9 protein-coding genes and 1 tRNA gene are annotated in these 13502 nt (G+C 62.8%); 5 read left to right on the forward strand and 5 right to left on the reverse strand.

Going from position 1 to position 13502, the window contains the following annotated elements:
- From gltB to B3D39_RS17010, 5 genes are all read right to left on the reverse strand, one after another.
- Positions 1 to 3057, reverse strand: a 3057-nt coding sequence (gene gltB, locus B3D39_RS16990; protein WP_286789915.1) for a glutamate synthase large subunit, incomplete at its 3' end; no start/stop codon positions are given.
- Complete coding sequence (locus tag B3D39_RS16995) at positions 3054 to 3809, reverse strand: hypothetical protein (protein WP_274963355.1); 756 nt, start codon at positions 3807 to 3809, stop codon at positions 3054 to 3056. The genes B3D39_RS16995 and gltB, both read right to left, overlap by 4 nt.
- Before the next feature lie 35 nt (positions 3810 to 3844).
- The gene (locus tag B3D39_RS17000) at positions 3845 to 5278 is read right to left on the reverse strand and encodes an NAD(P)-dependent oxidoreductase (RefSeq protein WP_274963354.1); all 1434 of its coding nucleotides are present in this window, start codon (positions 5276 to 5278) and stop codon (positions 3845 to 3847) included.
- Positions 5279 to 5496: 218 nt separating this feature from the next.
- Positions 5497 to 6294, reverse strand: coding sequence for an undecaprenyl-diphosphate phosphatase (locus B3D39_RS17005; protein ID WP_098409550.1), 798 nt, complete (start codon positions 6292 to 6294; stop codon positions 5497 to 5499).
- A 57-nt stretch (positions 6295 to 6351) separates the two neighbouring features.
- A complete protein-coding gene (locus B3D39_RS17010; RefSeq protein ID WP_078602390.1) occupies positions 6352 to 7338 on the reverse strand; it encodes a complex I NDUFA9 subunit family protein in 987 nt (328 codons plus the stop codon).
- A gap of 160 nt (positions 7339 to 7498) precedes the next feature.
- Here B3D39_RS17010 and B3D39_RS17015 point away from each other — a divergent pair.
- The 5 genes from B3D39_RS17015 (at position 7499) to B3D39_RS17035 (ending at position 13461) form a co-directional block, all read left to right on the forward strand.
- Positions 7499 to 7583 (forward strand) — tRNA-Leu (locus B3D39_RS17015).
- A gap of 708 nt (positions 7584 to 8291) precedes the next feature.
- Positions 8292 to 9863: an acyl CoA:acetate/3-ketoacid CoA transferase gene (locus B3D39_RS17020; protein ID WP_274963353.1), complete on the forward strand. Its 1572-nt coding sequence runs from the start codon at positions 8292 to 8294 to the stop codon at positions 9861 to 9863.
- Complete coding sequence (locus tag B3D39_RS17025) at positions 9860 to 10627, forward strand: enoyl-CoA hydratase/isomerase family protein (RefSeq protein ID WP_274963352.1); 768 nt, start codon at positions 9860 to 9862, stop codon at positions 10625 to 10627. The genes B3D39_RS17020 and B3D39_RS17025 overlap by 4 nt, the downstream gene beginning before the upstream one ends.
- A 2-nt stretch (positions 10628 to 10629) precedes the next feature.
- Positions 10630 to 12156 carry an aldehyde dehydrogenase family protein gene (locus B3D39_RS17030; RefSeq protein ID WP_078522161.1) on the forward strand — a complete coding sequence of 509 codons (1527 nt, stop codon included), beginning with the start codon at positions 10630 to 10632 and terminating at the stop codon, positions 12154 to 12156.
- Between the two features lie 54 nt (positions 12157 to 12210).
- Positions 12211 to 13461 carry an ABC transporter substrate-binding protein gene (locus B3D39_RS17035; RefSeq protein WP_146673627.1) on the forward strand — a complete coding sequence of 417 codons (1251 nt, stop codon included), beginning with the start codon at positions 12211 to 12213 and terminating at the stop codon, positions 13459 to 13461.
- Positions 13462 to 13502 lie beyond the last annotated feature (41 nt).

Genomic DNA, 13502 nt, shown 5'->3' on the forward strand with positions numbered 1-13502 from the left:
CTTGAGGTCGTAGATCAGCTGCGCAAGGTCTTCGATCGAGTAGATATCGTGGTGCGGCGGCGGCGAGATCAGGGTTACGCCCTTGGTCGAGTGCCGCAGACGCGCGATCAGGTCGGTGACCTTCATCCCCGGAAGCTGGCCGCCTTCGCCGGGCTTGGCGCCCTGAGCGACCTTGATCTCAAGCTCTTCGCAGTGGTTGAGGTATTCGGCGGTCACACCGAAACGCCCCGACGCCACCTGTTTGATCTTCGCCGACGGGTTGTCGCCATTGGGCTCGGGCACGAAATGCGCCGGGTCTTCGCCGCCTTCACCCGAGTCCGACTTCGCGCCGATCCGGTTCATCGCGACATTCAGCAGTTTGTGCGCCTCGGGCGACAGTGCGCCGAGCGACATCCCCGGCGTCACGAAGCGCTTGCGGATCGAGGTGATCGACTCGACTTCTTCGATCGGCACCGGCTTGCCCAGCGATTTGATATCCAGCATGTCGCGGATATGGATCGGCGGGTTCGCCCGCATCATCGAGCTGTATTGCTTCCACAGATCGTAGCTTGCGCGGTTACAGGCCGATTGCAGCATGTGCATCGACTGCGCGCCCCAGGCATGGGCCTCGCCGGTGCGGCGGGCCTTGTAGAAGCCGCCGATCGGGAGAACGTCCTCACCGCCCTTCCAGCCCTTGGCATGCACACCTTCCAGCGCGTGCTGGATGCCGTGCAGACCGATGCCGGAGATGCGCGAATGCATGCCGGGGAAGTATTCCGCGACCATTGCACGCGACAGACCCACGGCCTCGAAGTTCAGACCGCCGCGATAGGAGGAAATCACCGAAATCCCCATCTTCGACATGATCTTCAGCAGGCCCGCATCGATCGCATCGCGATATTTGCGCATCGCGTCGACAAGAGTGCCGCCCAGCAGACCACGATCGATCCGGTCGGCCAGCGTGTCCTGCGCGAGATAGGCGTTCACCGTGGTCGCACCCGAGCCGATCAGCACCGCGAAGTAATGCGGGTCGATACATTCCGCCGAGCGCACGTTGATCGAGCAGAAGGTCCGCAGGCCTTTCTGCGTCAGCCAGCTATGCACGGCGCTCGTCGCGAGGATCATCGGCATCGCGACCTTGTCCTCGTCCTGCTCCTCATCGCTCAGCACGATATGGAGCGCGCCCGAGCGCACCGCGTCTTCAGCTTCCTGACGGATCCGGGTCAGACCCTCGCGCAGCGCCTCCTGATCGGAATTGGCCGGGAAGGTACAGTCGATGATCGTCACCTGCTCGCCGAATTCGTTGAGCATGTGATCGAATTCGGAATTCGCGAGGAACGGGCTCTCCAAGATCCAGATCTCGGTCTGCGAGCTATCCTCGTCGAGCACGTTCTTGAGGTTACCGAAGCGCGTCTTGAGCGACATCACCCGGCTTTCGCGAAGCGAGTCGATCGGCGGGTTGGTCACCTGGCTGAAGTTCTGCCGGAAGAAGTGGCTCAGCGGGCGGTATTGCTTGGACAGAACCGCAGGCGGCGTGTCGTCGCCCATGGAGGCGATGGCTTCCTTGCCGTCCTCGGCCATCGGCGCGAGGATCTGTTCGATCTCTTCGACCGAATAGCCCGCCGCGACCTGACGCTTGCGCAGCTCACCGCCCGAGAATTTCGGGTTCTCCGGGACGTCCACGAGGATCGCGTTCAGATCGGTGACCTTGCCGACCCATTCGCCGAAGGGCTGGGCGGCGGCCAGTTTGTCCTTAATTTCGGTGTCGTGGTAGAGCTTGCCCTCGCGCATATCGACCGCGATCATCTGACCCGGACCAAGCGCGCCTTTCTCGACAACGCTCGCCTCATCGACCGGCACCATGCCGGCTTCCGAGCCCGCGATCAGGACGCCGTCGCCGGTGATGACATAGCGCAGCGGACGCAGACCGTTGCGGTCGAGACCGCCGCAGACCCAACGACCATCGGTCATCGCGAGCGCGGCGGGGCCGTCCCACGGCTCCATCACGGCGTTGCAATAGGCATACATGTCCTGCCACGCGGAGGGCATCGTGTCGGTGGATTTCGACCACGGCTCGGGGACGAGCATGGTCTTCACCATCGGCGCGTTGCGGCCCGAGCGGACCATTAGTTCGAACACCGCGTCGAGCGCGCCGGAGTCGGACGCCCCCGCCGGGATGATCGGCTTGATGTCTTCGGCGCTGTCGCCGAAAGCCGAGGAGGCCATGCGGATCTCATGGCTCTTCATCCAGTTGGTGTTGCCCTTGATCGTGTTGATCTCGCCGTTATGCGCCAGCATCCGGAAGGGCTGCGCCAGCCACCATTGCGGGAAGGTGTTGGTGGAATAGCGCTGGTGATAGATCGCGAAGGCGGACTCGAAGCGCTCATCCTTCAGGTCGGGATAGAATTCCGCGACCTGCTCGGCCAGCATCATGCCTTTGTAGATGATCGAGCGGCACGACAGCGAGCAGATGTAGAGCCCGTTGATCTGTGCCGCGATCGCCGCTTTCTCGATACGGCGGCGGATGATGTAGAGCTCGCGCTCGAACTGCTCCTCGTCGATATCCTTGTCGTTGCGGATCAGGATCTGCTCGATCTCGGGGCGGGTCGAATTGGCTTTTTCACCCAGCACTTCGGTGTTCACCGGGACGTGGCGCCAGCCGTAGATGTAGTGACCCATCCGCAGAACTTCGGATTCCACGATTGTGCGGCAGCGCTCCTGCGCGCCGAAATCGGTGCGCGGCAGGAAGACCTGACCGACGGCGACCATTTTCTCCATGTCCGGCTCGTGGCCGGTGCGGCGGATCTGGTCATAGAAGAAGGGGGCGGGGATCTGGACGTGGATGCCCGCGCCGTCGCCGGTCTTGCCGTCGGCATCCACGGCACCGCGGTGCCAGATCGCCTTCAGCGCGTCGATGCCGTTCTCCACGACGCGGCGCGAGGCCTTACCGTCGATCGACACCACGAGACCGACGCCGCAGGACGCCTTCTCGTCTTCTTCCTTCCACAGTGAATTCTCGTTCATCCACTGGCGTTTCGCTTCCTCGGCGGCCACCCAGGCTTCGTCATATTTGGTCATTGCAGTGCCTCCTTGGAGAAAGAGCGGGAAAGGGGGGCGAGGCTGACTTGCGTGGGCCGAAGATCGGCCTGCGTCATCATCAGGTCGCAGTCATATTCGGGCGTCTCGGTCGAGAAACCGGGATCGCCGGGAAAGTCGAAGCGCACGGGGCTGTCGTCGTAGCTCACGACGTCGCCCTGATCGTTCTCGAACCGCTCCGCGCCGCTGAAAAACACGCGATATTTGCGCGAGATATATTGCGTGCCGGTGCGGGTCGCGACGGTCTGGCCGTTCTGGTCATCCTCGCGCAGATCGAAGGTGATCGTCTCGAGCGGGACATCGTCGATGCTGACCGACTTGCCCGTGAGGGTATCGCTGCCGACGTAGCGGCGCAGGCCCCGGTAATTCGAGCGCGTGACGAAATCGTAATCGTCCTTGCCGTCCGACAGGAGCGCCGAGAACGAGGGAGCATCCTTCGATGCGCCCGGATCGAACATCTCGATCTCGCCGGTATCGGTCGACACGCTTTCAAGCCAGCGCGTTTCGGCATCGATATGGCTCAGGTAATAGATGCCCTCGCCATCCGCGAATGCGGTCCACAGATCGCCCTCCGGATCGGCGGCGCAGCGGTAGTAATTGGCCACCTGACAGTTATGCATCTGCACGGTCATGAAGACCTCGCAGCCCTGCGGCGGCGCGAAGTCTTCGGCATGGGCGGGCAGGGCGCTGAACAGCCCCCCGCAGATCGCCATGCCGAGAAAATTCGACCGCATCGCATACATTCCTTTTCAGATCGGCAGGGCGCGGATCACTCCGCCGCCACCGCCGCCACGTTTTCGAGATAGCGCAGGATCGAGCCCGCCGCTTCGCGCCCGTCGCGGATCGCCCAGACGACGAGGCTTGCGCCGCGCACGATGTCGCCGACCGCGTAGACGCCGGGGATCGAGGTCGCGTGGGTGCCGAATTCGGCCTTCACGGTGCCCCAACGGGTGGTCTCCAGATCGTCGGCCTCCCAAGCGCCGGGCAGGTCCTCCGGCTCGAAGCCGAGCGCCTTGATCACCAGATCGGCCTCTTCGTCATAGATGCCGCCTTCGATCTTCTCGGGGCTCTGACGACCCGAGGCATCCGGCGCGCCCAGACGCATCTGCTGCACCGAGCAGTTGGTGACCGGGTTGCCCGAGAAGGCCGCGGGGGCGGAGAGCCAGACGAATTCCACGCCCTCTTCCTCGGCGTTCTGCACTTCGCGCTGCGAGCCCGGCATGTTGGCGCGGTCGCGGCGATAGAGACATTTCACCGACTTGGCGCCCTGACGGATCGCGGTGCGCACGCAGTCCATCGCGGTGTCGCCGCCGCCGATGACGATGACGCGCTTGCCTTCAGCGTTCAGCGTGCCGTCTTCGAACTCGGCCACGTCGTCGCCGAAGCTCTTGCGGTTCGAGGCGGTGAGATAGTCGATCGCGCGCACGATGCCCGCAGCGTCTGCGCCCTCGTCGGTCAGCTCGCGCGTCTTGTAGACGCCCGTCGCGATAAGAACCGCGTCATGCTTGCCGCGGATCGCGTCGAAGGAAATATCGGTGCCGACATTGCAGTTCAGCACGAACTCGACGCCGCCATCTTCCAGCTGCTTCACGCGCTGCATGACGATGTCTTTCTCCAGCTTGAAGCCGGGGATGCCATAGGTCATCAGGCCGCCCGCGCGGTCGTAACGGTCATAGACCGTAACCTGCACGCCAGCGCGACGCAGCGCGTCGGCGGCCGCCAGACCGCCCGGACCCGCGCCGATGATGCCGACGCTTTCGGCGCGCTCGGTTGCCGGTTTGATCGGCTTAACCCAGCCCATGTCAAAGGCGGTGTCGGTGATGTATTTCTCGACTGCGCCGATGGTGACGGTGCCGTGGCCCGACTGTTCGATCACGCAGTTGCCTTCGCACAGACGGTCCTGCGGGCAGATGCGGCCGCAGATTTCCGGGAAGGTGTTGGTGGCCTGCGACATCTCGTAGGCTTCCTGCAGACGGCCTTCCGCAGTCAGGCGCAGCCAGTCGGGGATGTTGTTATGGAGCGGGCAATGCGTGTGGCAATAGGGCACGCCGCATTGGCTGCAGCGGCTCGCCTGCTCGGCAGCCTTTTCGGCCGCGAATTCGCGATAGATTTCGTTGAAATCATGGGAGCGCACGTTCGCGTCGCGCTTCTGAGGCATCTCTTTCGCCGTCTTGACGAACTTGAGCATCGGTTGCTTGGCCATTGTGGCGCCTCCCTAGAAAACCGGTGGGTGCGCATTGCTACACCGCTTGCCACAGCAATAAAAGTAAGCAAGACTGACCTAAATGCGTGTTTTTTGCGAGAGGCGCGCTGAGAGGCACCTCAAATTCGCTCAAATTAGGTCAGCTTCGGTTACTTTATTGCTGCTTTACCCTGATTTTCTTGAGGATGACGTGCTGCCGAAAAGCGATTCGCTTTCCGTCAGCCTAGCACACCGACCGCCGCAAGGCTCAGCAAGAGCCCGCCGAACACGATCCGGTAGATCGCGAAGATGGTGAAACGGTGCCCCTGAATATAGCCAAGGAGCCATTTCACCGCGACGAAAGCCGTGACGGTCGAGACGACGAAAGCGATGCCGAGCCCGGCCCAATCCTCGTTGCCGCCGGTCCCGTCCTTGAGCTGCTTGAGCAATTCGTAGCCGCTCGCCGCGTACATGGTGGGAATGCCGACGAGGAAGGCGAATTCGGTCGCTGCCGCCCGGTTCGAGGTGCCCAGAAGCATCGCCACGAAAATCGTCGTGGCCGAGCGCGAGGTGCCCGGAAAGACCCCGGCCACGATCTGCGCAATCCCGACCGCGATCGCGACGCGCCAGAAGATCTGGCTGTTATCGGCCTGCCGGTCCGCGACGCGTTCCGCAAACAGCATCCAGAAACCGCCGATCACCAGCGCCCAGGCGACGGGCTGGATCGTTGTCGGCAGCTCGAAGCCCATCTTCTTCACGATCAGGCCCAGAACGGCGGTGATCAGGAAGGCCACTGTCAGCTTCGCGAGATAGTCGCGGTTCTCCGGATTGCGCCAGTTGAACAGCAGCTCCATCAGGCGACGCCAGTAGATCAGCGTTACGGCAAGGATCGCCCCGGCCTGAATGACAATGTTGTAGGTATCCGAGCGCGTGCCAAGCCAATGTTCGGCCAGGATCAGGTGGCCAGTGCTCGAAATCGGGAGAAACTCGGTGATCCCTTCGATCACACCGAGCAGAACGTCGTTCAGATAGCTCAAGAAATACCGCCTAGGTCAGAGAGGCGCCGCAAGCGGCACCGGGGAGGAAGGAGGGGGTTATGTCTTGCGAAGGTTCTTCGCCGAAGCTTTGATGTCGTCATATTGCCCACCGGGGCGGAAGCGCCACAGGTAGCCAGGCATCACCGCTTCCATTGCCATAGGCTGAATTCCGAGATCGGAGAAGCCTTTCGCGCCCTCGGACACGACATTGTCAGCTTGCAGGTTCTTCACCTGATCGCGGGTGAGGATGCGGTTCGTGAACAGCCCGCCGGTGACGGCTTGGCCCAGATCGAAGACGCCGCCGAGGATGCTCGCGATCCAGCGCGGCAGCGACAGCACGAGACGACGACGGTGAATCACCGTCAGCATCTGCTTCATCAGGTCGTGGAACGTCTCCACATCCGGCCCGCCGAGTTCATAGGTGCCGGGGGTCACTTTGCCATCCGCCGCCATGACCGCGACCTTCGCGACATCATCGACGAAGACCGGCTGGAATTTCGTGTGGCCACCGGTGATCGGAAGGATCGGGGTGAAGCGCGACATCGAGGCGAATTTGTTGAAGAACCCGTCCTCGTTGCCGAAAATGATCGAGGGGCGCAGGATCACGGCCTGCGGATAGGCATCCAGCACCGCCTTCTCGCCTGCAGCCTTGGTGCGGGCATATTCGCTCTCGCTGTCGGGATTGGCGCCGATGGCCGAGATCTGCACCAGTTTCGGCACATCCATCTCTGCGGCGATACGCGCCACGCGCCCTGCACCTTCGGCTTGCACGGCGCCGAACTTGTTCTTTCCTTCATTGACGAGAATACCGACGCAGTTGATCACCGCATCCGCGCCCTGCATCGCCGCGCGCACGCTGGCATCGTCGCGAATGTTGCAGAAGACCGGCTCGACTTGCCCGACCGCACCGTAGGGTTTGACGAAGAGCGCCTCGTTCGGACGCCGGACCGCAACGCGAATCCGCCAACCGTCCTTTGCCATGCGCTGCGCGATATAGCGCCCGACGAACCCCGAACCGCCGTAGATCGTAACCAGCTTGGACATGGGCAGAGGCCTTTCCTTGCAAGAATTTCGTTCTTTGATTACCGCCTCGCCCCCGCGGGAACAAGGCCAAAGACCCGAAGAGTCGAAGCTTGCGAATTTTTCGTGTCGATCCCCGTTGACAGTCCCAGCGCCGCTATGTATCTCGCGCTCCACGACACCTGCCCAGGTGGCGGAATTGGTAGACGCGCACGGTTCAGGTCCGTGTGCCGCAAGGCGTGGAGGTTCGAGTCCTCTCCTGGGCACCATAAACCAAGCGAAAAGCTCGGAAAACTTCGGTTTTCCGAGCTTTTCTCTGTTTTGGGCCTGATTTTGCCTCAAAAACTGTTCCGCATGTGAATTTCATGAGGCAGGTTATGAATATCGTTCGTGAGGCTCGACCCCGAGGCGTAACGATAAGATTCGGGCGCACCGGTTCCGGTTCAGTGGAGCAAATGCGGAAAGGATTTGGTGGCGCGCCCAGATGAGCATTGGCTCGCCATCTCTTCAGCGCGATTTCCGGCTCGCCTAAAGCCGCGCAGGCAAGTCCACCGACGCCGCCTGATCCAGCCGATGAAGGCTTGGCCTTCACGGGCCAAGGCGGCCAGTCAATTGTCCGCTATCCGGGGAGCGCGGTTGACCGGTCGCTGTCTCATAGTGCGCGTCGCGCCCATACCCCGAAGTCGCCGGTTTTTGCGCCGCCCGATGGCAGGATTTTACCCCGCCGTTGACAGTTGCTCCTCATCGTCAAGGCTCTGCGCGGGGCGTCGACCTCCTTAGCACGGCAAGAAGGGGCCTCTTCGCGCGATCGTCTCGTTTCCATGTCCTATCGAATGAATTTGTTCAGCTAAAAACGTTTGACACAAATTTGGAACGTTCCTATAGATATTTGGAACGTTCCTATTTGCTGAGCTTTTTGGGGCGCGTCGACTGAAATCTTGTCTGGGGTCGGCAATTTGGATTGGGAGAAGCGAACTATGGGCACGATCGTCAGTGCATCGGAAGCAGTGGGGAAAATCGCGGATGGCGCTATCATCACGGTGTCCTCGTCTTCGGCGTTGGGCTGCCCCGATTCCGTGCTCAAGGCGATCGGCGAGCGCTTCGATCAGGAGCAACATCCGCAGAACCTGACCATGATCCATCCGATCGCTGCGGGGGACATGTACGGTGTGAAGGGCATCGATCACATCGCCAAGGATGGTCTGCTCGACACGGTTCTGGCCGGATCCTATCCGTCGGGTTCGTCGAACCTGCCGATGCCGGAAATCTGGAAGATGGTCGTCGAGGATCGGGTTGCTGCCTATAACGTGCCCTCCGGCATCCTGTTCGACATGCATCGCGAAGCGGCCGCGCGGCGTCCGGGGGTGATGACCAAGGTCGGTCTGAAAACCTTCGTCGATCCCGAGCGCGAGGGCTGTGCGATGAACGATCGCGCAGCAGGCGCCCCCATCGTGCGCCGCGTGGAATTCGATGGCGACACCTGGCTCCATTTCCCGAATATCTATCCCGATGTCTGCATTCTGCGCGCAACCACCGCCGATGAGCGCGGCAATCTGACCTATGAGCACGAAGGCGCCTATCTCGGCGGGCTCGAGCAGGCGATTGCGGTGCGCAACAATGGCGGGCTGGTGATCGCGCAGGTGGAGCGGGTTACAGCGGCGGGTTCGCTGCGTCCCCATGACGTCCGGGTGCCGGGCCATCTCGTGGACTATGTGGTCGTGGACGAGGATCAGAAACAGACCTGCGAGACACCCTATGATCCGGCGATTTCGGGTCAGGTGATGCGTCCGTGGTCGAGCTTCGAACTGGCGGAGCACGGCATCGAGAAGGTGATCGCACGGCGTGCGGCAATGGAGCTGCGCGGAGGCATGACGGCCAATCTCGGCTTCGGGATTTCGGCGATGGTGCCGCGCATCCTGCTCGAGGAAGGCAATCCCGATGCGGTCACCTGGGCGATCGAACAAGGCGCGGTGGGCGGCATGCCCCTGACCGGTTTCGCCTTCGGCTGTGCGTCGAACGCCGATGGCTACGTGCCCTCGCCGCAGCAGTTCATCTATTTCCAGGGCGCCGGGTTCGACATGTCCTTCCTCTCCTTCCTCGAAGTCGATGTGGAGGGGAACGTGAATGTCTCCAAGCTCGGCAAGAAACCCTACCTGACCGCTGGCTGCGGCGGCTTCGTCGACATCACCGCCCATGCGCGCAAGATCGTCTTCTCGGGCTGGTTCGAGGCCGGGGCGCAGATGGAAATGGACGCGACCGGTATTCGCGTCCGTGCGCCCGGCAAGTTCACCAAGATGGTGGACCGGGTCGAGCATGTGACCTTCTCCGGCGCGCGTGCCCGCGAGCAGGGGCAGGAAGTGCTCTATATCACCGAGCGCTGCGTGATGCGGCTCGATGACAAGGGCCTCATCGCGACCGAAATCATGCCGGGGATCGATCCCGAGCGGGACATCATCGGCGCCTCCGAGGGGCGGGTGCGTGTGGCGGAGAATGCCGTCACCATGTCCACGAAGCTTCTCGCCGATGCCCCGATGGGGTGGACGCCATGAGCGATATTCACCTGATCATCGACGGCGCGGTGGCGGAGCTGCGCCTCGACAACCCGGCGAAGATGAACGCGCTGACTGTCGAGATGCTGAGCGCGCTCGAGGCGCATCTCGATCGGATCGAACGCGATGTCGAGATTCGCTGCGTGCTGGTGAGCGCCGAAGGCGACCGGGCCTTCTGCACCGGGGCGGATATCAACGGTTGGGGCGATCTGAGCCCGGCCCAGTTCGCGCGGCATTGGGTCCGCGACGGACACCGGATCTTCGACCGGCTGGCGCGCCTCTCGAAGCCGACGATTGCGGCGCTGAACGGGCACGCCTTCGGGGGCGGTCTCGAACTTGCCGCAGCCTGCGACCTTCGGGTCATGGCACCCGGCGCCAGCCTTGCCCTCCCGGAAGCTGGCGTCGGGATCGTTCCCGGTTGGTCGGGCACGCAGCGGCTGATGCGTCTGCTGCCCGAACCGATGGTGAAGGAGATGGCGCTTTTCGGTCACCGGGTGAAAGCCGAGCGGGCTTTCGCGGTCGGCTTCGTGGCGGCGGTCTCCGACGATCCGCGCGCGGCAGCGCAGACCCTGATCGACCGTGCGCTCGGGCTGTCGCCCCGCGCCGTCGAAATCACGAAATCGATGATCCATGTCGCGGCGGATGAAGATCGCGGCGCCATGGCTGAGGCGCTCGGAAGTGCCGCCATTTCGGCCAGCGAAGATCGCGCCGAAGGGGTCACGGCTTTCCGCGAGAAACGCAAACCTAATTTTTCGGGACTTTGAACATGACCGAGCTGAACCTGATCTCTGCCGTCGATGCGGCGATCCCCGCAGAGCCCTTCATCTGTCGTCACCTGATCGCGGGCGAGTGGCGCGACAGTGCCTCTGGCGAGACCTATGATCGGATGTCCCCGGCACATGGCTGCCTCGTCAGTCGTGCGGCGCTGGGCGCCGAAGCCGATGCGGAAGCCGCGATCGTCGCGGCGCGCGAGGCGTTCGACAGCGGCGTCTGGAGCCGGATCTCTGGCAAGGAGCGCGCCACGATCCTGCTGCGCGTCGCCGATCTGATCGAGGGCAATGTCGAGCGCATGGCGCTGCTGGAGACGCTCGAAAGCGGCAAGCCGATCTCGCAGTCGCGCGCCGAAGTGTCGGGCGCCGCGGACCTGTGGCGCTATGCGGCTTCGCTGGCGCGCACCATGCATGGGGACAGCCATAACACGCTCGGGCCGGACATGCTCGGCGTCGTCGTGAAAGACCCGATCGGCGTCGTCTCGATGATCACGCCGTGGAACTTCCCGTTCTGGATCCTGAGCCAGAAGCTGCCCTTCGCGCTTGCCGCCGGCTGCACCACGGTCATCAAGCCGTCCGAGCTGACGCCGTCGACCACGGTGATGCTCGGGGAGCTGCTGTTCGAGGCGGGGATGCCCGCGGGCGTCGTGAATATCGTTCTGGGCTACGGGCCTGCCGTGGGCGGCCTGATGTCGACTCATGAGGCCGTGGACATGGTGACCTTCACCGGCTCGACCGCGGTCGGCAAGGCGATCTCGGCGGCTGCGTCGAGCACGTTGAAGAAGGTCGCGCTGGAGCTTGGCGGGAAGAACCCGCAAGTCGTGTTCCCCGATGCCGATATCGAGAGCGCAGCCGATGCGATCACCTTCGGCGTCTATTTCAACACCGGGCAATGCTGCAACTCGAGCAGCCGGATCATCGTCCATGAAGATATCGTGGATGAGGTGGTCGAGCGCGTGGTGGAACTGTCGAAGCGCGTGGCTTTCGGCGACCCGCTCGATCCGCGCACGCAGGTCGGGGCGATCATTTCCGTCCAGCATCAGGGCAAGATCGACGACTACGTTCGCGCGGCCGTCACCGAAGGCGCCGAGATTGCGCTGGGTGGCGGGCCGATGACCGTGCCGGGGCTCGAAGGGCAATTCTATCAACCCACCGTCGTGCGCGGCGTCTCGCCCGAGATGGCGATCGCCCGCGAGGAGGTCTTCGGACCGGTGCTTTCGGTTCTGACCTTCCGCACGATGGACGAAGCGGTAGCGCTAACGAACGATGCAAGCTACGGTTTGTCTGCGGGCGTTTGGAGCGAGAACGTCCACACCTGCCTCGAGTTCTCGACGCGGGCGCAGGCGGGCACTGTCTGGACGAATACCTGGATGGACGGTTTCCCGGAATTGAGCTTCGGCGGGGTCAAGCAATCCGGTCAAGGGAGAGAGATCGGACGCTATGGCCTGGAGGAGTTCTTCGAGATCAAGACGCTCGTGATGCGCATCGGTCGCACGCGAGAGCCTTGGGTGAGACCCGAATGACCTGATCGGTCGCACGGGAGGGAGTGTGACGACAACGCAAGAGGGAGGAAAATCATGCGTAGTTACATCGGACGGACACTGAAAATGGCGAGCGTTCTGGCGCTCGTGGCAGGGTCGGCACAGGCGGAGGATGTGGAGGTCCTTCACTGGTGGACCTCGGGTGGCGAAGCTGCCGCGCTCAACGTCCTCAAGGACGATCTGCAGAAAGAAGGCATCGGCTGGAAGGACATGCCCGTTGCAGGTGGCGGTGGCCAAAGCGCGATGACCGTGCTGCGTGCGCGCGTCACTTCGGGTGATCCGCCGACCGCGGTCCAGATGCTCGGTTTCGACATCTCGGACTGGGCGCAGCAAGGCGCGCTCGCCGATCTCGACAAGGTCGCGGCCGATGGCAACTGGGATGCCGTGGTGCCTGCGGCGCTGCAGAAGTTCTCGAAATATGACGGCCATTGGGTCGCGGTTCCGGTGAACGTGCACTCGACCAACTGGGTCTGGTCGAACAAGAAGATGCTCGCCGATCTCGGCATCGAAGAGCCGAAGACCTGGGACGAGTTCATCGCTGCAATGCAGAAGGTGAAGGATTCCGGGAAGATCGCGCTCGCCGCGGGCGGCCAGCCTTGGCAGGAAGCCACGATGTTCGATGGCGTCGTGCTGTCGGTCGGTGGCCCCGAGTTCTACAAGAAGGCTTTCGTCGATCTCGATCCCGAGGCGCTCGGCGGCGAGCAGATGGTCGAATCCTTCAAGCGTATGGAGCAGCTTCACAGCTTCGTCGACCCGAACTTCTCGGGCCGCGACTGGAACCTCGCGACCGCGATGGTCATCAATGGCGAAGCCGCCTTCCAGATGATGGGCGACTGGGCCAAGGGTGAATTCCTGCGGGCCGGCAAAGAGGCCGAGGTCGATTTCGGCTGCTTCCGCACTCCGGGCACCGCAGGCGATGTGACCTTCAACTCCGACCAGTTCGCGATGTTCAAGGTGGGCGAGGATGCGCAGGCCGCGCAGGACGCGATGGCGAAAGCCGTGATGTCGCCGTCGTTCCAGATCGCCTTCAACACGGTGAAAGGCTCTGTTCCTTCGCGCACGGACGTGTCGGACGAAGAGTTCGACGCTTGCGGCAAGAAGGCGATGGCTCAGCTGAAATCGGCGAGCGAGAACGGCACGCTTCTGGGCTCGATGGCGCATGGCCATGCTGACCCGGCTTCGGTGAAGAACGCGATCTATGACGTGGTGACGGCGAATTTCAACGGCGAATATGACGCCGAGACCGCCGCCAAGGAACTCGTCAAGGCCGTGTCGCTGGCTCAGTAACAGGCTCTCGGGCCGGTCGATCTGACCGGCCCGTATCCCCA

The sequence above is a fragment of the Thioclava sp. UBA3469 genome (assembly GCF_002378135.1).
In the GTDB taxonomy this organism is placed as follows: domain Bacteria; phylum Pseudomonadota; class Alphaproteobacteria; order Rhodobacterales; family Rhodobacteraceae; genus Thioclava; species Thioclava sediminum.